The organism is Oceanirhabdus seepicola (genome assembly GCF_023684385.1).
In the GTDB taxonomy this organism is placed as follows: Bacteria; Bacillota; Clostridia; order Clostridiales; family Clostridiaceae; genus Oceanirhabdus; species Oceanirhabdus seepicola.
Window position 1 is genome coordinate 791,267 of sequence record NZ_JAGSOJ010000002.1, and the last position, 21,247, is coordinate 812,513.

At 30.0% G+C, this 21,247-nt stretch carries 16 protein-coding genes; 11 read left to right on the plus strand and 5 right to left on the minus strand.

The window, feature by feature from the left end; all coding sequences use genetic code 11:
• Positions 1 to 32 precede the first annotated feature (32 nt).
• Both KDK92_RS11115 and KDK92_RS11120 read left to right on the plus strand, forming a co-directional pair.
• A complete protein-coding gene (locus KDK92_RS11115; RefSeq protein WP_250859326.1) occupies positions 33 to 3,278 on the plus strand; it encodes a hypothetical protein in 3,246 nt (1,081 codons plus the stop codon).
• Positions 3,279 to 3,449: 171 nt separating this feature from the next.
• Positions 3,450 to 4,481, plus strand: a complete 1,032-nt coding sequence (locus tag KDK92_RS11120) for an aromatic acid exporter family protein (protein ID WP_250859327.1) — start codon at positions 3,450 to 3,452, stop codon at positions 4,479 to 4,481.
• A 34-nt stretch (positions 4,482 to 4,515) separates the two neighbouring features.
• On the opposite strand, the gene KDK92_RS11125 is transcribed toward KDK92_RS11120, so the two are convergent.
• Positions 4,516 to 4,839, minus strand: a complete 324-nt coding sequence (locus tag KDK92_RS11125; RefSeq protein WP_250859328.1) for a hypothetical protein — start codon at positions 4,837 to 4,839, stop codon at positions 4,516 to 4,518.
• Between the two features lie 133 nt (positions 4,840 to 4,972).
• Here KDK92_RS11125 and KDK92_RS11130 point away from each other — a divergent pair, with 133 nt between their 5' ends.
• Both KDK92_RS11130 and KDK92_RS11135 read left to right on the plus strand, forming a co-directional pair.
• Entirely contained in the window at positions 4,973 to 6,031 is a 1,059-nt protein-coding gene (locus tag KDK92_RS11130) for an HD-GYP domain-containing protein (protein ID WP_250859329.1), read from the plus strand.
• Between the two features lie 133 nt (positions 6,032 to 6,164).
• Complete coding sequence (locus KDK92_RS11135) at positions 6,165 to 7,154, plus strand: rhomboid family intramembrane serine protease (RefSeq protein WP_250859330.1); 990 nt, start codon at positions 6,165 to 6,167, stop codon at positions 7,152 to 7,154.
• A 116-nt stretch (positions 7,155 to 7,270) separates the two neighbouring features.
• On the opposite strand, the gene KDK92_RS11140 is transcribed toward KDK92_RS11135, so the two are convergent.
• On the minus strand, positions 7,271 to 8,998 hold the full coding sequence (locus tag KDK92_RS11140; RefSeq protein WP_250859331.1) for an ATP-dependent metallopeptidase FtsH/Yme1/Tma family protein: 1,728 nt from the start codon (positions 8,996 to 8,998) through the stop codon (positions 7,271 to 7,273).
• Between the two features lie 435 nt (positions 8,999 to 9,433).
• Here KDK92_RS11140 and KDK92_RS11145 point away from each other — a divergent pair, with 435 nt between their 5' ends.
• From KDK92_RS11145 to clpB, 7 genes are all read left to right on the plus strand, one after another.
• Positions 9,434 to 10,459: a YkvA family protein gene (locus KDK92_RS11145; protein ID WP_250859332.1), complete on the plus strand. Its 1,026-nt coding sequence runs from the start codon at positions 9,434 to 9,436 to the stop codon at positions 10,457 to 10,459.
• A 30-nt stretch (positions 10,460 to 10,489) separates the two neighbouring features.
• Positions 10,490 to 11,239: a ribonuclease H1 domain-containing protein gene (locus KDK92_RS11150; protein WP_250859333.1), complete on the plus strand. Its 750-nt coding sequence runs from the start codon at positions 10,490 to 10,492 to the stop codon at positions 11,237 to 11,239.
• 262 nt (positions 11,240 to 11,501) lie between these two features.
• Positions 11,502 to 11,678: a hypothetical protein gene (locus KDK92_RS11155; protein ID WP_250859334.1), complete on the plus strand. Its 177-nt coding sequence runs from the start codon at positions 11,502 to 11,504 to the stop codon at positions 11,676 to 11,678.
• 472 nt (positions 11,679 to 12,150) lie between these two features.
• Entirely contained in the window at positions 12,151 to 13,458 is a 1,308-nt protein-coding gene (locus tag KDK92_RS11160; RefSeq protein ID WP_250859335.1) for a tetratricopeptide repeat protein, read from the plus strand.
• Between the two features lie 33 nt (positions 13,459 to 13,491).
• Positions 13,492 to 14,202 (plus strand): helix-turn-helix domain-containing protein, encoded by a 711-nt coding sequence (locus KDK92_RS11165; protein WP_250859336.1) that lies wholly within the window; start codon positions 13,492 to 13,494, stop codon positions 14,200 to 14,202.
• A gap of 4 nt (positions 14,203 to 14,206) precedes the next feature.
• Positions 14,207 to 14,761, plus strand: coding sequence for a tetratricopeptide repeat protein (locus KDK92_RS11170; RefSeq protein WP_250859337.1), 555 nt, complete (start codon positions 14,207 to 14,209; stop codon positions 14,759 to 14,761).
• 131 nt (positions 14,762 to 14,892) lie between these two features.
• A complete protein-coding gene (gene clpB / locus KDK92_RS11175) occupies positions 14,893 to 17,487 on the plus strand; it encodes an ATP-dependent chaperone ClpB (RefSeq protein WP_250859338.1) in 2,595 nt (864 codons plus the stop codon).
• Between the two features lie 299 nt (positions 17,488 to 17,786).
• Here clpB and KDK92_RS11180 read toward each other — a convergent pair whose 3' ends face one another.
• From KDK92_RS11180 to KDK92_RS11190, 3 genes are all read right to left on the minus strand, one after another.
• Positions 17,787 to 18,515 carry a type 1 glutamine amidotransferase gene (locus tag KDK92_RS11180; RefSeq protein ID WP_250859339.1) on the minus strand — a complete coding sequence of 243 codons (729 nt, stop codon included), beginning with the start codon at positions 18,513 to 18,515 and terminating at the stop codon, positions 17,787 to 17,789.
• 19 nt (positions 18,516 to 18,534) lie between these two features.
• The gene (locus KDK92_RS11185) at positions 18,535 to 19,893 is read right to left on the minus strand and encodes a MurT ligase domain-containing protein (protein ID WP_250859340.1); all 1,359 of its coding nucleotides are present in this window, start codon (positions 19,891 to 19,893) and stop codon (positions 18,535 to 18,537) included.
• 124 nt (positions 19,894 to 20,017) lie between these two features.
• A complete protein-coding gene (locus KDK92_RS11190) occupies positions 20,018 to 21,181 on the minus strand; it encodes a CapA family protein (protein ID WP_250859341.1) in 1,164 nt (387 codons plus the stop codon).
• Positions 21,182 to 21,247 lie beyond the last annotated feature (66 nt).

Sequence of the window (21,247 nt, forward strand, 5' to 3'; positions counted from 1 at the left end):
AGATCACCTTTGAGAAGGGAGGGAGATGTCTTTTGCAGAAAAGAAAATGTTTTAGTAGAATACTCGCTTTATTTCTCTTTATTGGTTTGATTTTGGGTAGCGGCATGGAAGCAAAAGCTCTTGTAATTGATTTTAGACTACCTTCAGATATTAAAATAGTTGTTGATAAGCAGGAAGTCACATTAGGTGAGAAGGTACAAATTCGTATTGAAACATCGGCTAAGTCTAGGGAGTTAGGTGATGAGGCATATGTGGCATATGTCAATGATAGTGGACTTGTAAAAAAGGTCAAAGAAATTAAATTATCTAAGGAAGCAAATTCTTTTGTTGGTAACTTTCAAATTGATAAAGACTTTATGATAGGTCTTTGGAAAATAGACTTTGTTGTGTTGACCAAGAGTGATAACTCAGTTGTTATATATAATGATGCTGTGCATAGATTTAAAGGGGATAGCGTTAATCACATAAACATGAGTAATGGAAACATCTTGGTTAAGGAATTTGCTAACTATGAGCTGTTTGAAGATATTGCTGTTAGTTTAAGTAATGTGAAAATGTTGGATACTGAAAAGATAACAATAAGTGCAAATGGAGAGAATGTTGCATTAGATTCACAAGCTTATGCATTATACACTCTAGAGAATGAATTCGGAGTTTTTGAGAAGGAAATCAAGCTCTTATTGAATGATAACAATGAGTATGTAAGTGAATTTGTTATCGATGAATCTTTCAGACCTGGTGTTTGGAAATTAAATTACATTATTTTAAATGATAAATCAGGTCACAAGGAAATTGTGTACAATAAAGAGCTTCATGGTACTACAGTGAATAATACTTTTAAATATTTATCAAAAGCTAACTTCACTGTTGAGAGGGATATGTATGGCCCTGTAATAGGAAAGTTTAGTAAAACTAAATTGAATGATTTAGATGAAAAGTATCTTATTACAGTAGAAGTAAGTGATGAATCAAAATTATATGAAAAAGGATATGTTAAATATATTACAAAATATAATGGGCAAATCCTAGAAAAAGATATTATACTTGAACTAGTTGATGGAAAGTATCAAGGAATATTCCAAAGACAGGGTTATAGTTCATGGAATGTTGACTTCATTCTATTCAAAGATGTTGAAGGAAATACTTCATGTGTATATAACTCCGAACTACATCCAATCAATGCTATGGATTTAAGTGCTCTTAACATCATAGAAGATGATAAAGCTCCAACTATAGAGAGTATTGAGGTTAAAAATCTTGAAATAGAAGGAGAATATGAGATTATAGTTACTCCTTTTGAAGATGAATCTAAATTAAGTTCAAAAGCATATGTTGTATACGAAGCAGTGGATGGAGATATAAGATTAGAAGAAGAAATAATCTTAACTTTAGAAAATGGAGTTTACATTGGTAGATTCAAACCTGAAGAGTATGTTAATCCATTGTTATGGCAGATAAGTCATGTAATTCTATCTAATGTTAAAAATAATATTGGTATTTACTACAACAATATTATTCATGGTTCAGTTATAAATGGAATGGATATAAGTGGCGGAGATTTTAACACAAGTGGTGAAGATGCTGTGGGACCAACATTCAAGGGAATTGAAGTCTCACATGAAAACATTAACATCAACAATGAAATTATGGTTGAGGTTAAGCTAGCAATAGCTGCAGAAGATAATATATCTGAGCTAGGGCAAGAAGCGTATGTGTTGTATAGATCAAACAATGCTAAGAGTAGAGAAGTCAAGCTTACATTGAATGAAGCGGGAATATATGAAGGTAGAATGTTATTGTTCGAAGGAAATGCGGGAGAAGATTGGTCCGTAGACTATATTATCCTTGCAGATGAAATGAACAATAGAACAATAATCTATAATTCCGATATTCATGGAATAGGCGAAAGCTTCCAAGCTCAGAACATCAAAATTCAAGGTGTTAATCTTGTATTGAAAAATATAAGTGTTGACACAGCAGATATTAATTCATTAAGAGAAGCTAGAATCACTGCTGAGGTTGAGGGTATCAATGGAGAGGGCAGAGGATATATCCTATTTGTTGACCAAAATGGAGCAGAGAAAGAGGTTACTCTAAGTGGAGATAATGGTGTTCTTAAAGGTACATTCCAAGAAATCCCTGATGGGGAATGGAAGATGAGCTACATCATAGTTGGAGATATGGTTGGTAATAGAAGAGTTATATACAACTCTGAAATACATCCTAATATCTTCCCAAGTGCAAATTTATTTATTTATGATATAGTAATAAAGGCAGATGTACCAACAATAAGTGAGATTTTTGTTGAATCAAATACTCTTGTTCTTTATGACAATGAGAGTACTAAGATTAAGATTAAAGCTTCAGATTCATCTGGATTAGCAGATGTAGCTTATGTTAAGTACGTTGGTGAAGGTTTAGAACAGGAATTTAAACTTACTTTAACGAATGGATACTATGAAGGTGAAATCACAATAGATAGTGAAACACCAGAAGGTATTATCAAGATAGACTATATTATCTTAAAGGATACAGATAATAATACTTCTGTTATCTATAACTCACAGATCCATAATTTTGGAGAAAATCTATCAGCAGCAGATATATCAATAGAGAACCCAGAGATTGGAATGAGCATACTTGGTGTTAATGTTGAAAAGGCTGTTATAGAATATGGTGAGGAAGTTGGAATTGAAGTTAAGGTTTCTAAAGGTGTATTCAGCTTGAATGATAAGGCATACTTAAGATATGTTCAGGTTGAGAACAACATGTTAACTGAAAAAGAAATCATTCTTGAAAAGGTAGATGAATCTACCTACAGAGGAAGCTTCTATGCGGATAATATAAGAACTCTTGGAAACTGGAAGGTTGATTATGTATTATTCTCAGATGAAAAGGGTAATATCAAGATCAATTACAATAGTAATATTAATTCTATTGGAACAGATATATCTTCAGGAAATGTCAGAGTGGGTGATTTAGTTGTCCATGATGTTATAAATTCAATTATTCATAAGGGAATAGATTTTGTATCCAAGTTCACAATAAAGAATTACAGTGATAGAGATAGAAATATTACCCTTGTAGTTGAAGTTAAGGATATAGAAGGAAATACATTATCTAGATACAAGGTTAACAAGCAAATAAATAGTATTGATTATGATATTATCGATTCAAGAGTAAGAATAAATGAAGAAGCAGAATCTGTGGATGTTTATATACTCGATGAAAATGGTGATAAATTATATGACATACTTGATAATTGTATTATAGAATAATAAGAAAGGGACTGGTGAAATTAACCAGTCCCTTTTGCTTCAAAGTATCTAATTAATAGTATAGTATGATGAGGTAAAGCTCTCCCTAGCGAAGCGCATGAAATGCGCTTTTTGAGTATAAATTTATAAGATAACATAATACTAAAGATAAACAGAAAGTAGGAGGTTTATATGAGCGGAAATAAAATATTAAAAAAGGGCAATTCAATTATTTTATATAGTACTAGATTATATATACTAAAGATGTTTTTAGTAGTGGCTACAGCATTTATGATATGGAACACAAGATTATTATATGAACATGGGTTAATAGTGATTTTATTTAGCTCAATTTTGATGGCTAAACCTGTTTATGGAATAGGATATATAGCATTGATAAAAGAAATAATATGTGCAGTTATATCAGGAATAATTACTGCTGGGATTATAGAATTATTTGGTGCTGATATTATATCCTGTGCAGTTAGCTTAACAATAGCTATATTAGTAAACATAAAAGTAAATTGGAGAGAAAAATTATATGGTGGATTACTTGTTAATATATATATAATTGGAAATAGTATCTCAGGTATCAACACAACAATAGAACCACTGACATCATATATGTATGGAATAATAGGTTTGCTTATTGGTGGATTCATTGCAATATTATTTAATAGTTTGTTTTCAACAACATTTTTCAATAAATTAGTTAATAATAGTTTTAAATTCTTCATCGGTGAATTGATTTCTATAGTCAAGAGTATGATGAATGGGTTAGAATATGAACAATATCATATATTTCATATGAATACAAAGAAATTTCATAGAGTATTTAAGGATATCGAATGGGTATATTCACATTACGAAGAGAACTGGAATGAGGATAAGTACAGACAATATAGTGAGGCTTATGATAGAAAAAAATTAAATAATTGTGTTCATATAATTATGTTTATCAGAGAAATTGGAGTAGGTCTATTTAATATAAATACATGCTTAATGAAAGTTGATAAAGATAAACTTGAAGAAGATATAAAGAATAGTATCTTTAAGAAGCTTAAGGAACAAAGAGAATTTTTGGCATTACTAGAAGAATCCTTAGCTGATTTAAATACTATTCCATACAAAGCTAGCTCTGTTTCTTTTGAGAAATACAATGATAAAGAGTTAAGTAAAATTGAACATACACTTAAGTTTATGGATGATATACTAGGTATATAAAGATAAATAAGTAGTCCTAGATGCTAGTTAGTTGTTAGCTAGATAGTGACTTAGTTTCTAGATCGTATTGGTGTATAATTTTCCATACGGATTTCTTGTTTTTCTTTAAAATAAGATTATATTTCAATTCATTGTTATTTTTGTCTATTCCCGTAACAGTCACTATTGAAACATACTCATCTTTAAAGTCGATGTATATTTCATTTATTTTAGTGAGTTTATGAGAATTATGCATGCTGTCCATGGAATAATGCTCTATTGCATATATCATATCTTTGCATCTGTTTGATATGTATTGACTTCTAAGTAAGAATACTGTTATGAGTAAGAATAATAATATGAAGATGAATTTTTTCATTGAAACACCCTAAACATTGCTTTATAAATTATTATATGGATTTAAAAGTTCATTTATTATATAATATTATTAAAAGTTGTTATATATTTTGAAGATTTATAAATTTATATAATGTTTTATGTCGAGGTGGATGATGAGATTAGAATTTATTGAGAGGGTTACTGATGGGGATGTTTTAGGCAAAAGTATTTTGAGCGGAGATGGTAATGTTCTATTAAGAGCGGGGGCAAGGCTTACAAATGGATATATTGAAAAGTTGAAATCTTTAGGCGTATTTTATGTATATATAGATGATGAAAGACTTGAGGACATATGTAAGAGAGATCGTGTTTATGAAGAACTAAAACAGAATTCTATGAAGAATCTTGGAATAATAGTTAAGAACATAAATAATGGGAATAAAAAGAAGGCTAAAGAAGCTATTAAAGCTGTTGAAAATTTGATTGATTACATAATAGAACAGGAATCAGTTAGAGATAATCTTCAAGATATAAAAACTTATGATGATTACACTTATTATCATAGTTTAGACACTGGGATTATTGCAACGTTTCTTGGGTTGAATATGGAACTTGGCAAAAATGAACTTAAAGAGCTTGCTGTTGGAGCGACACTTCATGACATAGGTAAAATAAAAATTAATGAGAGTATTATAAAGAAAAATGGTAAGTTAACTGAAGAGGAATATCAAGAGATTATTAAGCATCCTATTTATGGAGCTGAAGTTATTAAGAACTATTATGGGGAAAACGAACCTATTGTTAAAGCGATTCTTGAGCACCATGAAAGAGTTGACGGACGTGGATATCCATATGGTAGGAAAGGTAATGAAATCTCTAAATTTGGTAAGTTAGTGGCTATATCAGATGTGTATAACGCGGTGAGTAATGATAGGATTTACCGTAAAAAATTTGCACCTAATGAGGCATATGAACTTATTCTTGCTGGAAGCGGAAGCTGTTTTGATAGTGACATAGTCAGACAATTTAGAAGAACATTTGCAGTATATCCTATGGGTAGTTGTGTGAAATTATCTAATGGAGTGGAAGGATATGTTATTAGACAGAATACAGACTTTCCAGATAGACCAGTGATTAGGATTCTATATGATTCAAGAACAAGGAAACCAATAAATTTTTATGAGGTAGATTTATTAAAATCATTGAGTTTGACAGTAGTTTCGGTTAGTTAGTTAATGAAATTGATATTTTTTTATAATAGTCGTCCGTACGCTAGGACGGCTATTTATTTGAATTTTCCTAAAGGATTATTTTAGAATCAACTAAAGGGTGGTGGAAACTTTGAGTAATTTTTTAAATATATTTATGAGAAACATGGTTAAAGAAGAAAAATATGAAAGTATTAGAATAAATGGTGAAGGTAAGATAGAAGATGGAGAAGTTCTTTTAAAAAAGGGTGAAAAATTCGATCAATATCTTATTGTTATGGAAAGACATCAATTTAAGGAAGCATTGAATTACAGAGAAACAGTATTGATGAATGTTGATAGGGTTCCTGAGATTATTTTTGTATTGGTAAGTGATGATTTCAAGCAAGAAGATAATGGTATAATCAAAAATCTAGTGGATTCTAATATAGGATCAGTTATAGTGATTGATAGTAATAGAGGAGATGTATCCAATATTTATGGATGTAGTGGAGATGCTTATAATGAAATAAATAAACAAGCAAAAAAAACAATTGAAATAAGAGATGGTGGATTCAAGGGAGCAATTATTAAGCTAAAGTCAAATTGGATTACAGCTGTATTTCTCTTAAGCAATATCTTAATATATATAATCACTGGAATCTTTAGTAAAAATATAATTGATATGGATATTGAGGTGTTACTTGAATTTGGAGCACTCTATAAAGGGTTAGTATTAGCAGGACAATATCATAGAATAATATCTTCAGGCTTCTTACATGCTGGTATTATGCATCTAGCAATGAATATGCTAGCATTATATGTATTAGGAATAATGATTGAAGAGATATTTGGAAAAGTTAAATTTGGACTTATATATATGGGAGCATTGATATCAGGATCAATTGCTACAATTATATTTGGTGGCAACGTTATATCAGTTGGTGCATCAGGAGCTATTTTTGGATTATTGGGTGCTGCTTTTGCATACGGATTTATCATGAGAAAAAGAATCGGAAAGTCATTTATGAATAGCCTTTTACAAGCAATTTTAATAAATGTGTTTATAGGAGTATTAGTACCAGGCATAAACAACATCGCCCACTTAGGTGGACTTGTTGGGGGAGCGGTTTTAGGAGGCATATTCTTGGCAGTGAAAAAAAGATAAAATGAGTAAAACTATCTTGTTCTAAAGAACAATAAAATTTAGGTTCTGACTTAAGTCAGAACCTAAATTTTATTATCAATTATACATTTGTTTTTATCGTCCATTCTACAGTTATTCTAAAGGGTTATGTCTTCCCCAGAAAGCATTTCCTTTTCTAATAAAAGTTTACTAAATTTATCTAAGGTTTGTGAGTTATCTGAAAGCAATTGTAAAACTTCACTATAAAGATTATCAAGAAGTGTTTTGCTCTCCTTTAATATACTGTTATCCACAGAAAAACCTTTTGATTTTAATTCGGAATAACTTAAGAAGCCTAAAGCTTCTCCCATACCATATTTTGAAATTAAATCAAGTGCGATGGAAGTAGCTTTTTGGAAATCATTCTGAGCTCCAGTTGTTATATAATCATTTCCTAGTAATATTTCCTCAGCGGCACGTCCACCAAGCATAACTTTAATCTTGTTATAAAGGTAATCTTTTGAATAATACATTTTATCCTCAGGTATTGATAGAGTATAACCACCCGCACCTTTTGTGCTAGGAATAATAGAGATTTTAGATATTTCTTCCTTAGGAATAAGGAGCATACTAGTTAGAGCATGTCCAATCTCGTGATAAGCGGTAATCTTCCTATCTATATCCTTTATATGAGAACGATCAAGTTTTGGTGATCCAGCTATAACAGTAGAATAAGCTTTTTCCATGTGGAATGAGGTAATGGAAGGAGTTGCTTCTCTACATGCCAAAATTGCTGCTTCGTTAATGAAGTTTTCGATTTTTGCTCCAGAAAAATAAGCTGTTTTTCTAGCCCATGAAGCTACATCTATTTCTTTAGTTGGTTTTTCATTAAGATAAAGATCTATAATTCTCTTTCTAGCATTTACATCGGGAAGAGCTACTTCAATATGTCGATCGAATCTACCAGGTCTTAGTAATGCATTATCTAGCATGTCAAATCTATTAGTAGCTGCTATTACAATAATACCTTCCTTCTCATTAAAACCTGACATTTCTGTTAATAAGGCATTCAAAGTTTGATCTTTTTCTTCTGAACTTCCACTTGTATTACTTGAATTACGCTGTTTACCAATTGCGTCTATCTCATCAATAAATATAACTGCTTTTCCATGTGAACGAGCCTTTGAAAATAAATTTCGTATACGTGATGCACCTACCCCAACATACATCTGAACAAAATCAGAACCAGAAACAGCATAGAATGGAACATTTGCTTCTCCGGCAACAGCTTTTGCGAGTAGTGTTTTACCAGTACCAGGTTCACCATAAAATATTACACCTTTAGGCATTCTTGCACCGTATTGGTGGTACTTTTCTGGATTTTTAAGAAAATCAATTACATCTTTTAAATTTTCCTTTGCTTCTTCATTTCCAGCAACATCATCAAAGGATATATCAATATTTTCAACTGTTTCAAGATTTAAATTTGAGTTTGAGAATATTCCCTTTGGAGAAAGCTTTCTATCTTTTAGAACTAAAACTATTAACAAAGCTAGTGAAGCTAATAACATGCTTAATGGAATTGTTTGTTTAAGTGGTTTTTCTGTACTTTCTTTCACATCTATATTGTTAATAAGAAGGAATTCCTTGAAATTTTCACTTCTTGGATTATATGTGCTATGGGATTCCCCGTAAGTATTTGAAAATTTAATGATGTCAGAATCGTTTAGTGTTACCGTTGCAATGTTACCCTTTTCAACCATTGTTAAAAAATCTGTATATGGTGTGATACTATTATTATTGTTAGAATTTAAGGAAAAATATATAATTATTGAAAAAATGGATAGTATTATAGGTAAAAAGAATTTTACATTGATTTTTTTCATATAATGCGTTCCCCCTTACAAGTTAAATTAAAATATTCTGAAGTATGAAGAATATTATCCAAAACTGTTCATTATTCTCTGTTCTTTGTTATTTGTCTTTTATACATATGACTTATTATAATTACTTTATGTAAACTAGTCCAATGATTTTCATAAGAATTGGATATGTAATTTTTGCATTAGAATATTTTGTTTAGATTACTATTCTATTCTAATTATTTATTGTATACTTATATAATAGATAAACTACTTTGTAGATTTATCTATATAAAGAATAGAGAAAAAAGAATAAAGAATAAATTGGGTTATTTTTCTTGATTTGTTCTTTGTTCTCTATTCTTTATTATTTGTATTGAATTACATTACTTTAGAATATCTTAAATGATATAAGTTTTAAAATAAGAAATATATATTAATATACTGAGGAGGTTAAGTATGAAAATTTCTAATATTACGGTTGATATAAAGGAAAATGATTTATTTGGGTTGGTTAATGAAGTGGTTCATGATTTTGCAAAAATAGATGGATTGGACATCATTAGCCTATTAGTACAAGAAAATATATTTATAGAGGGGACGTTTAAGCATAAAATTAAATTTAAGTTTAGCATTAAACTTTCTTTAAAAAAATTAGAGAATAATATTTTAGCATTTAATATAGATATGATAAAATGCATGAATATAAGGATCGCAAATTTTGTAGTCAAAGGTATTTTTAAAGTTTTCTTTAAAGCGTATAAGAATATAGGAATATATGTAGAAAATAATTTGGTGTATATAGATTTAAATTTATTATCTTCACTAATTCCTTACGTTAACTTTGAATTAGAAAAGTTAGAGCTGTGTAATGGATATATTGTAACAAAAATCAATAATATGGTGTATGATAGCAAAAAAGAGGCGGCTAATTTAGAAGACATTATAAATGGGTCAAGCATTAGTGAACATGGGGAAGATGATGAAGTTCTACAAATAGAAGGAAATATTACTGATGAATTAAATGAAAATCATGCATGTGCTGCTATACACAAGGTTTCAGATGGTTATACTACAATAAGAGGAACAGCAGAAGGGGTGATTGAAGGTAAGTTTAGTGGAATCTCTCAATATGCACTATTAATTCCTGACTTAGTAGCATTGATTATAAGATTATTTAAAGATAAAAGAGTGCACAAGAAAGATAAGCTTATTGCTGGAATAATGCTAACATATGTGGCTATTCCAATTGATATCATACCAGAAAATATACCTGTAATAGGTAAGGTTGATGATATTATAATACTGTTTATAGGATTAGATTATTTGTTAAATAAGATAGATGAGCATATTGTTATAGAGAATTGGGAAGGAAATGAGGATATTATAAAATTGGTTGCTCAAGGAATTGAACATATTTCCAATGTTTCTACTGGAGGAAAAATAAAGAAGTTTATAGGACTCTTAGATAATTTAGGTATGTAAATATACCTTAAGAAAGGTGAGAATAAGAAAATGAAGAAATTTTACGCAATTAAGAATGGCTATGACTTTAATAAAAAAGAGCCCGTTGTTAATAAAATAGTTAGAGATTGGGATACCTGTTCTAAATTGGTTAAAGGTGCTAAAAATGCTCAATATAAGAGTTTTAAAACCTTAGAAGAAGCTAACATATATCTTGGAGTTCATAAGAAGAAAGAAGAGGAAAATGAAAAATTTAGTGGTATAGAAGCATATGTAGATGGAAGTTTTAATATTGCTTCTGAAAAATTTTCTTATGGATTAGTAATATTAAAGGATAATACTATAGTTCATGCTGAAAATGGAGTTGCAGAAGATGATTCTAAGAAGAATCTTAGGCAAATAGCTGGAGAACTCCTAGGAGCAGAAAGATCACTGGAATATGCTTGTGAGACAGAAGAGAAACAAGTTAAAATTTATCATGATTATGTGGGAGTAAGAAATCATGTGACTGGGGAATGGCAAAGAAAAGGGATTTCCTCACAATTATATTATGAGAAGATGAATAGATTAATTAAAGAGAATGACATTAATGTACAGTTTGTAAAAGTTGATAGCCATACTGGAGATTTATATAATGAGATTGTAGATGAGTTAGCTAAAGTAGCAGGTGGAGTTAAAATGAGCCACGAAAGTAATAAGTTAATTAAAAAAAATAAGATAAATGTAGCTAATGAAGAGATAAAAAATCTTCTTGAAGATATTTTAGGAGAAGAAGCATTGAATAACGTGAATGTAAAATAGCACCCATAAACTCGATTATTTTTTATTAAATTTTCATTCTTCAGAATTTCAGGCGTTGAAAAAGCTCAAGGTCGAGGAACAATGCGAACGAGCAACGGAATGTACAACATTAGTACTTGAGTAGCGCAGTGAGCTGTAGTGACGAAGAGATTGAGCTTTTTCAACTGCCTGATATTTATTTCCTGTTTAACTTGTGTGCATATTACATAAGATATAAATACACAATACATACAGGAAGGAGGAAGGGAATTCCCGAATACTTATGAAAGCAAAGTTTATTAAAGGTATGATGATTGGGTCAATGGTTGGAATGAGTGCAGCAGCTGTTATTACATCAAATATGAGTAGGGGAACTAAACGTAAAATAAAAAGATATACAAACGTAGTTAAAGGTTCTGCTAATGATATGTTTGATGGATATATGAAGAAAATGAGATAAACATTGATAAAAGGCCATTTAAAGAGTGGTCTTTTATTTTTTTATTCTTTAGCAAATTGAAAAATTTTATAAAGAAATTATCACATGTAATGTTGATTAAATCAACGGGGTACATAATTGTGTAAAATTATACTAGTTCAATTTCTAAAGGATAAAAATGAAGGGGTTGTAGGGGAAGTATTTCCCCTGCCGATTTAAGGAGGGTGCTCAGCAACGCTAGTTGCGTCGAAGGGAACCATAGGGTTCCCTAGCGAAGCGCAAAGCGCCTTTTGAGGTATAATTATTTCAATAATTAAATTTTATATTCATTCAAGCTAAAAAATTACAAAAAAAAAGAGGTAAATAAAAAAATTTTGGTGATAAAATAAAAATTATGGTATAATTAGGGTGATATATGATGATTAAACATAGATAAGTTGAATAGATAAATGTCTTTAAATAGATAAAACTAACTGTAAGGGAAGAGTGGTTCATGGAAATTTTATCTTTAGGTGAAAAAATAAAACGCAAAAGAAAAGAATTGGGATTAACATTGAAGGACTTAGCTGGGGATAGAATTACACCAGGACAGATTAGTCTTGTTGAATCAGGTAAATCTAATCCTAGTATGGATTTGCTAGAGTATTTAGCAGAATCATTAAATAGTACAGTAGAGTATTTAATGGAGTCAGAAGAAAGCCAAGCTGAAAAGATTTGTTTATATTACGAAAATATTGCTGAATCACAGATATTGAATGATGAAGTGATTCAAGCTGAGAAACATATTGAAACTGTGTTGTATTATGCTGAAAAATATAATCTGAATTTTAGAAAGGCTAGAAATTTATATTTAAGAGGTAAGATGCATCTTGAGAAAAATGAGTTAGCTGTTGCTCAACAGTATTTTCTATCAGCTAATGTAATATTTATTAGAAGTAATAACTATGAAGATATAGCACAAACTTTCAAATACTTAGGTATAATAACTTTAAAATTAAAAGCTTATCATTCTTCAAATAGTTACTTTCAACAATCGGAAGATGTTTATTTACAAAATGATATAGGTAATGATTTTCTATTAGGTGAAATCTATTATTATAGGGCTATAACTTTCTATAAATTAGAGAATACATCTAAATCCATTGATTATTCTTTTCTTGCTCAAGAAAAATTTGGGCAGATTGATAGTAAAAAAGAATATGCAAAATCATTGTTGTTAATTTCAGAACAATATAGTAATAAAGGTGATTTAGATAATGCTATAAAATATTCAAAGAAAACTCTTGAGGTATTTAAAGAAATAAATGATCAACACTACATTTCAAAAATTGAGAATAATCTTGGAAAGTTATTCTTTGAATTTGAGAATATTGAACAGTCATTTATTCATTATAATAAAGCAAGAGAAATAAGAATTAAAAATTGCGATGATAATTTAATTGAAACTTTGGTCAATATTTGTGAGAATTTTATTAAACTTAAGGAAATTGAAACAGCAAAAGAGATTCTTAGGGAAATTATGGACGAGGTAGATAAGGGAAATAATAATGCATTGATAAACTATTATCTTCTGAAATATAAAATAGATATCCTTGAAGGTGGAGTTAATGAAGCTGAAAATACTTTAATAATGGCTCATAATTACGCAGATAATATGGGATATTTAGAAGAACAAGCTGAACTTTCAATAAAATTAGGTAAACATTATATTGATTGGGGGTTCGAAGACAAAGCAGCTAAATACCTTAACGATGGAGTAATAATATTTAAAAAGTTAGGAATATTAAATAAAGATTTTTAATGTTGTTGACATTATTATATATAGTGGGTGAGTATGATGGAAATATTATCAACTGGGGAAAAAATTAGGAGATCCAGAATTTATAAAGGGTTAACATTAAGAGAATTATGTGACGGTAAAATATCAGTTTCAAAAATGAGTTGCATAGAGAATAACAAAATTAAATCGGATAAATGGATTATAGAGTTTATAGCTGATAAGTTAGACTTGGATATTAATTATCTTTTGGAAGGTATCGAAGAGCAGATAGAGAGACGATTAAAAGAGTTCAAAGAGAAAGATCAAAAGAAGATTGATGAAGAGGAATTGAAATATTTAATAAACTTTAGTGAAGAAGCTCAATGTTATAATCATGCTATGAAAGCGATGCATTTGCTTTTCAATTATTATTTAAATAATCAGAAGACTGAAAGCTTGCAAATAATTAATTCTAAGTATTATCATCTTTGTCAAATGGCTTATACTAAAGATAATCAGGTTATGTTTTATCTAGATGAGGCAAGATATTTTTACGCAAACAAAGAATATTCTCAGGCAAAGTTATATTTTGAAAATGTGTGCACTGATCTTATGGAAAGAAAAGAATTAACTGATGAATTGAGAAAAAAATACATAACAAGCAAATATAACTATGCTATTTGTGAAATTATGATGGATAATCCCCAAGAGTGCTATAAACTTATTATGGAATTAAAAGATTATATTGATGAGTCAGTAGATGAATATATAGTTGCAAATATATAACCTTTTGGCTGTATCCTCTTTGTGGGTAGGCGATGAAAATTATTCAGAATACGAAGACAAGGCAAGAGAGTTATATAAGGATGATCATAAATCTATTGCAATAATGCTTCATAATATTGGAGAAACATATTTAAAGTTGAATAAAGAAGAAGAGGGAATGAAATGCTTGATTGCTTCTTTTGAAATATTCCCTAAAAATGAAGAAAAGCAGCGCTTGGAATTTATAATAAATTCCTTAGATTTATTCATTAAAAATGGATATAACGATACTGCAACTGTTCTTTGTGATGAAGCCCTCAATGTGGCTATTTTGCTAAATGATATAAAAATCATAGATAAAGCATATTATTTTAAAGCTAAATTACTCTTTAAGGCTGATAATTTTACATTAGCGGAAATGTATATGAATCTTTCTTTAGATAGTTTAAAAAAGTTCGGAAATCGAGATGAATTAAGTGGAAGATATAATGAACTTGGACATATGTATTACAAAGCTAAGAATAATAAAGAAGCACTTAAATATTTTGATTTAGCACTTAAATTTAAAAATAGATTTTAAGGACAAACTATTGATAGTTTGTCCTTTTATTGCATTTAAATTCCAATTGGATGTATAATAGTAAGAAAGAATAGAGAAGAAAGAATAAATTATGAAACGTAGAATATCTAATATGTTAAGGGGGTATTTAAATGGATATTGAAAAATTAACCATGAGAGTTCAATCTGCCATAGGAGAAGCACATAAATGTGCAGTAAATTATAATCATCAAGCTATGGACGATATACATATGTTTTATGCATTAATAAATCAAGAAGATGGACTTATTCCTAATATTTTCTCTAGAATGGGTTTAGATATAGATTTAATCATTAAAGAGAGTGAGAAGCAATTAAATAGCATGCCCAAAGTTCTAGGTGCTGGAGCAGAATCTTCAGGGGTATATCCAACAAGAAGGTTTGAAAGTTTATTTTCAAAAGCAGAGGAGATTTCGAAACAGTTTAAGGACTCTTATGTCAGTGTTGAGCATGTAATATTAGCAATGTTCAAGATATGTAATAATGGACCGGTGGACAGAGTGTTTAAAGCTTTTAATATTACTAAAGATAAGTTTTTGGAAATATTGAATGAGGTTAGAGGAAATCAACGAGTTGAAACCCAAGATCCAGAGGGAACTTATGAAGCCTTAGTAAAATATGGTCGTAACTTGGTACAGGAAGCAAGAAAACATAAATTAGATCCTGTAATTGGAAGAGATGATGAAATAAGAAGAGTTGTGAGAATACTATCAAGAAGGACAAAAAATAATCCAGTACTAATAGGTGAACCAGGGGTAGGTAAAACGGCCATAGTAGAAGGTTTAGCTGAGAGAATTGTACGAGGGGATGTTCCAGAAGGATTAAAAGATAAAATTGTATTTTCATTAGATATGGGTGCACTTATAGCAGGTGCAAAATTCAGAGGGGAATTTGAAGAGAGATTAAAAGCTGTATTAAAAGAAGTGGAGAGAAGCGAAGGAAAGATAATTTTATTTATTGATGAAATTCATACCATTGTTGGTGCTGGTAAAACTGATGGAGCTATGGATGCAGGTAACATAATAAAACCGATGTTAGCAAGAGGGGAATTAAAATGTATTGGAGCTACAACTTTTGATGAATACAGAAAATATATTGAAAAAGACAAGGCGTTAGAAAGAAGATTTCAGAAAGTTGTTATTACAGAGCCTGCTGTTGATGAAACAATATCAATATTAAGAGGACTCAAGGAAAAATTTGAAATACATCATGGTATAAGAATTCATGATAATGCAATTGTAGCTGCTGCAAAATTATCACATAGATATATTACCAATCGATTTCTCCCAGATAAGGCAATTGACCTCATTGATGAAGCTAGTGCTATGATTAGAACAGAAATAGATAGCCTTCCTACAGAAATGGATCACGTGAGAAGAAAAATTTTTCAATTAGAAATTGAAAGAGAAGCCCTTTCTAAGGAAAAGGATGAGTATTCAAAAGATAGATTAGATAATATTGAGAGAGAACTAAGTAACTTGCGTGATAAGGATAATGAACTTACTGCTAAATATGAAAAAGAGAAAAGTGCGATTCAAAAGGTAAGAGATATTAAAGAAGAGTTGGATAACCTGAAGGGTGAACTTGATAAAGCGGAAAGAGATTATGACTTAAACAAAGTTGCAGAATTTAAATATGGAATGATTCCTCAAATGGAAAAAGAACTTGAAGATGAAGAGAGTAAACTTAAAGGATATTTTGAAAATTCATTATTGAAACAAGAGGTTACAGAAAATGAGATTTCAGATATAGTATCTAAGTGGACCGGAATTCCAGTATCTAAGTTGGTAGAAGGAGAAAGAGAAAAACTTCTGAAATTAGAGTCAATAATGAGGGAGAGAGTAATAGGACAAGACGAAGCTGTTACAGCAGTGTCCAATGCAGTAATAAGAGCTAGAGCTGGATTAAAAGGGAAGAATAAGCCTATAGGTTCATTCATTTTCTTGGGTCCTACTGGTGTTGGAAAAACTCAACTTGCAAAGACTCTGACTACAGTACTATTTGATAGTGAGGATAACCTAATAAGGTTTGATATGTCTGAGTATATGGAGAAGTTTGCAGTAAGCAGATTAATTGGAGCACCTCCAGGATATATCGGATATGAAGAAGGTGGGCAATTAACAGAAGCTATTAGGAGAAATCCATATAGTGTTATATTGTTTGATGAGATCGAAAAGGCGCATGACGATGTGTTTAATATTTTTCTTCAGATTCTTGACGATGGTAGATTAACAGATAATAAAGGTAAAGTGATAGATTTTAAAAATTGCATAATTATAATGACATCAAACATAGGAAGTTCCTATCTCCTTAAAAATATAGATGGAGGAGAAATTGATAACAATATTAAAAATAATGTTCTTAATGAGATGAAATTAAGGTTTAAACCAGAGTTTTTAAATAGATTAGATGATATAATACTTTTCAAAACTTTGAGTTTAGATGAAATTGAGAAGATAATTGAGATATTCTTAGAAAATATGAATGAAAAATTATCGGAAAGAGATATAACAATATCAGTTTCCCATGAGGCAAAGATGCTAATGGCTAAAGAAGGATATGACCCAACATATGGTGCGAGACCACTTCAGAGATATATTGAAAATACTCTGGAAACTCAAATAGCAAGAAAAATTATATCAAATGAAATCCGTCCCGGAATGAATATTACTGTAGAGTTACAGGATGGAGAGATAGTAATACTATAAAAAACATAGTTGAGAGTGGAGAGTTGAGAATGGAGAACGATGGATGTTTCTGCCCTTAGGGGCAGAAACTACATTTTATTGTTTTAAGGATAATAGTATTTTACTCATTTTATCTACGATAAAATATTGTGTTTTAAATACAATGTTTCATCAAAATGAAACGAATAAAAACATCTTGTTTCTTTACCAATAAAATGTAGATTCTGACGAATGTCAGAATCATCCTACGTTCTCAACTCTCCACTCACCACTCTCAACTTCTTTTAAAGTTTTCAGTTTTAGACTTTTTCATGAAACCTTTAGTCTTTCTTTGTTTCTCTATTAATAATAAACTCTTTTGCTTTTAATTCAATTGAATCATCAAGTGGTTCTAAAGATATATATTCATCATATTTATTGGACAAGGCAGCTGAGAGTAATCTATCTGCTAATTCAGGATTCTTGGATAGAAGACTACCGTGAAAATAAGAACAGTATGTATTTTTGTAAATACATCCTTCATAACCATCTTCTCCATTATTACCATATCCTTTTATGACTTTTCCAAGTGGTTTTAAATCACCTATATAGGTCTTACCACTATGATTCTCAAATCCAACATATGTCTCGTTGTATTCTTCGTTATAAATCACTGTATTTCCGATGAAACGGGTATCACCTCCATCAGTGTAAAGGTCTAATATATTTAATCCTTGAAGTTTTTCTCCTTCAGGAGTTGTATAATACTTTCCTAAAAGCTGATAACCACCACAAATTGCTAAAAGAACCTTGTTATTTTCAATATAGTCTTTGATAGCTTCACGCTTACTCATTAAATCAGGGCTTACGATTCCCTGTTCAAAATCTTGCCCACCACCGAAGAATACTATATCACAATCATCCATTTTGAATTCGTCATTTAGTGATATATTATGAATTTTAACTGTTATATTTCTTTTTTGTGCTCTATATTTCAATATAAGAATATTACCCAAATCACCATAAACGTTAAGTAAATCGGGATATAGATGACAGATATTTAATTCCATACAAACCCTCCTTTTATCTTTATTCCCATAATTTATCAATAAAGTTCTTTGATTGAAAATATTTTCGTAATGAGGTCATTGCAGTATATGTCGCAAAAATATAGAATATATCGCTTTGAGATTCTTCAATATTTTTAAGTAACATATCATAATTTTCACATATGCTATTAGAGTCAATATCAAGTCCACTAATTTTTAGTCTTGTAGCCATATCATAAGCTCTTATTCCACCAACAGAGATATGTTTGATATCGTTATTTGAAAGGGATTCGAATTTAACATCCCAAATCCAAGAAACGTCTCTTCCATCAGCATAATTATCATTTAACAGAAAAGCACATGATTTCATTCTGTTATCTAATCCAAGAACATTTATTGCCTCGTTATATCCAGCGGGATTTTTTACTAAGAATATTTTAACTTCTTTACCATTAATATTTATAACCTCTTGTCTACCAAATGAACTCTTAGACGTTTGAAGAGCTGTAACAATATCTTCAGATGGAATATTCAACTGAGCGCAAACAGAATAGGCACATAGGGCGTTATAGATGTTATATATTCCACTTTGATTAATAAACATTTCTACACCGTTTATTGTGAAAGAAGTACCTTTATAATCCTTATTAAGTATATTATCTACAGCATAATCTAAACTTGAGCGTTTGTATGAACAATTAGTACAATAAAAATCTCCAAGATGATTATAAGTGATAAAGTTATAAGAATATTCTTTTTGGCAATTCTTGCAAAATTTAGCTTCTGCATTTATATCTACATTTTTTATTCCAGTATCATGCGTGAAACCAAAATATGTACATTTATTATCAACTTTAAGATTTCCTAGAAGAGGTTCATCTCCATTAAGTAGAAGATTAGTGGAAGGAGAATGATTAATACCTTCAAGGATTTTTTCAAGCGTTGTATATACCTCGCCAAATCTATCTAATTGGTCTTTAAAGAGATTGGTAACGGTTATTATTTCAGGTGAAATAACTGGAGTAATGAATTTAACATTAGCTTCATCTACTTCTATAACAGCAAATCTTTCTTTTTCTTTATTAAAGAATCTATAATTTTTAATAAAACAAGCTACAATACCAGTAAGCATATTAGCACCAGACGCATTGGTAATAACTTTCTTCCCACTTTTTTTAAGAACGTTATAAATCATACTAGTAGTAGTAGTTTTACCATTTGTACCCGTAACTAATATAACTTTATACCCCTTTGTTACATGTTTTAATATTTTATTATCTAACTTCAAAGCAACTTTTCCCGGGAAATTAGTCCCGCCTTTAAGTAATTTTTCACATAAGAATAATGTGGCCTTTGAAATGACGATACTAAAAATTGATTTTAAATTAATCGTAAACACCACCCTTTAAACTAATGGATAATTGATAATGAGGGATGTTTTGCTATGCAAAACTACATTTTCAATTATCCATTATACATTTGTTTTTCTTATATATTATACCCTCAGTAAGAGAAGAAGTAAATCATACCCCTTTAGTTTCATCAGATGAGGTTTCTGTAAATATATTTATCAAGTCATCAGATAATTCGAAAGGCATATCAGGAGAAATATCTCCTAAAAAATGAAAGAAACCTTCTCTATCTTCAGGTGATTCCATAATTGTTGGACGAAAATCATTAATAGAGTCAGAAGAAGATATATAAGCTGGTATTATTTTAAAATAAGAAGAAAAATTATTATCGTTATTTTGGGCTAATTTTATTTGGAGAATAAACGTCCTTTTATCTCTAGGGTTAGAATTTCCTCCAAAACAGAAATTTCCTAGACTATATGCGATTAAACGATCTTTATAAATTTCCATACTTTGTACAACATGAGGATGATGTCCGATTACGAAATCAGCACCACTATCTATTGCAGAGTGAGCTACCAGTTTCTGATCACCGATAGGTACATGTCTCCCTTCAAGACCCCAATGGAAATTAGCAATAACAATGAAACCTTCTTGTTTAAGAGAACTTATTTCTTTTTTCATAGTTTCAATACTGATAGTATCTAGCCAACCTTTATATCCAATAAAAGCTAGTTTGTAGTCTTTTATATCTGTTTTATAAACCTCACCTAAACCAAAATGTTTAATACCTTCATCATCTAAGGTATTTTTAGTATCAATAAAACCTTTATTTAAAAAATCTAATGAATGATTATTTGCTAGATTAACAGCTTCAATACTTCCAGCAGTAAGTATTGAACTATACTCAGGTGGTCCTTTGAAGGTGAATTTTTTAAAAGCTCGTAAATTGGAAGTTGTTAAAGTTCCTTCAAAATTAGCAATAGTTAAATCATCCTTTTCAAAAACATGAGATACATTAGAAAAGAAATAATTAGGATCCTTCTCCACATCCTCATATTTTTGATGAAAAGTATTATAACTGAAATTAGGATCACTTCCTAATGTGCAATCTCCTATGAATGTTAATAATAAATCAGTAGATGAAGTATCAGCTGATTCGTCAAAGGTTACTTTATTACCGTATAAATTATCATTTTCAGTACCATGATCACTTGAAATATCATTGCTATACTTATTTTTTGAATAACCATATAAAATACAACCTAATGAAAATGATATAACACATATAATTAAAATTGAGGAAAATAATGATTTCTTGTATGTTTTTCTCATGAAATAACTCCTTTGATACATACTTATGACTCTAGAAATTTTTCATCACAGTAGTATTTTGTTTAT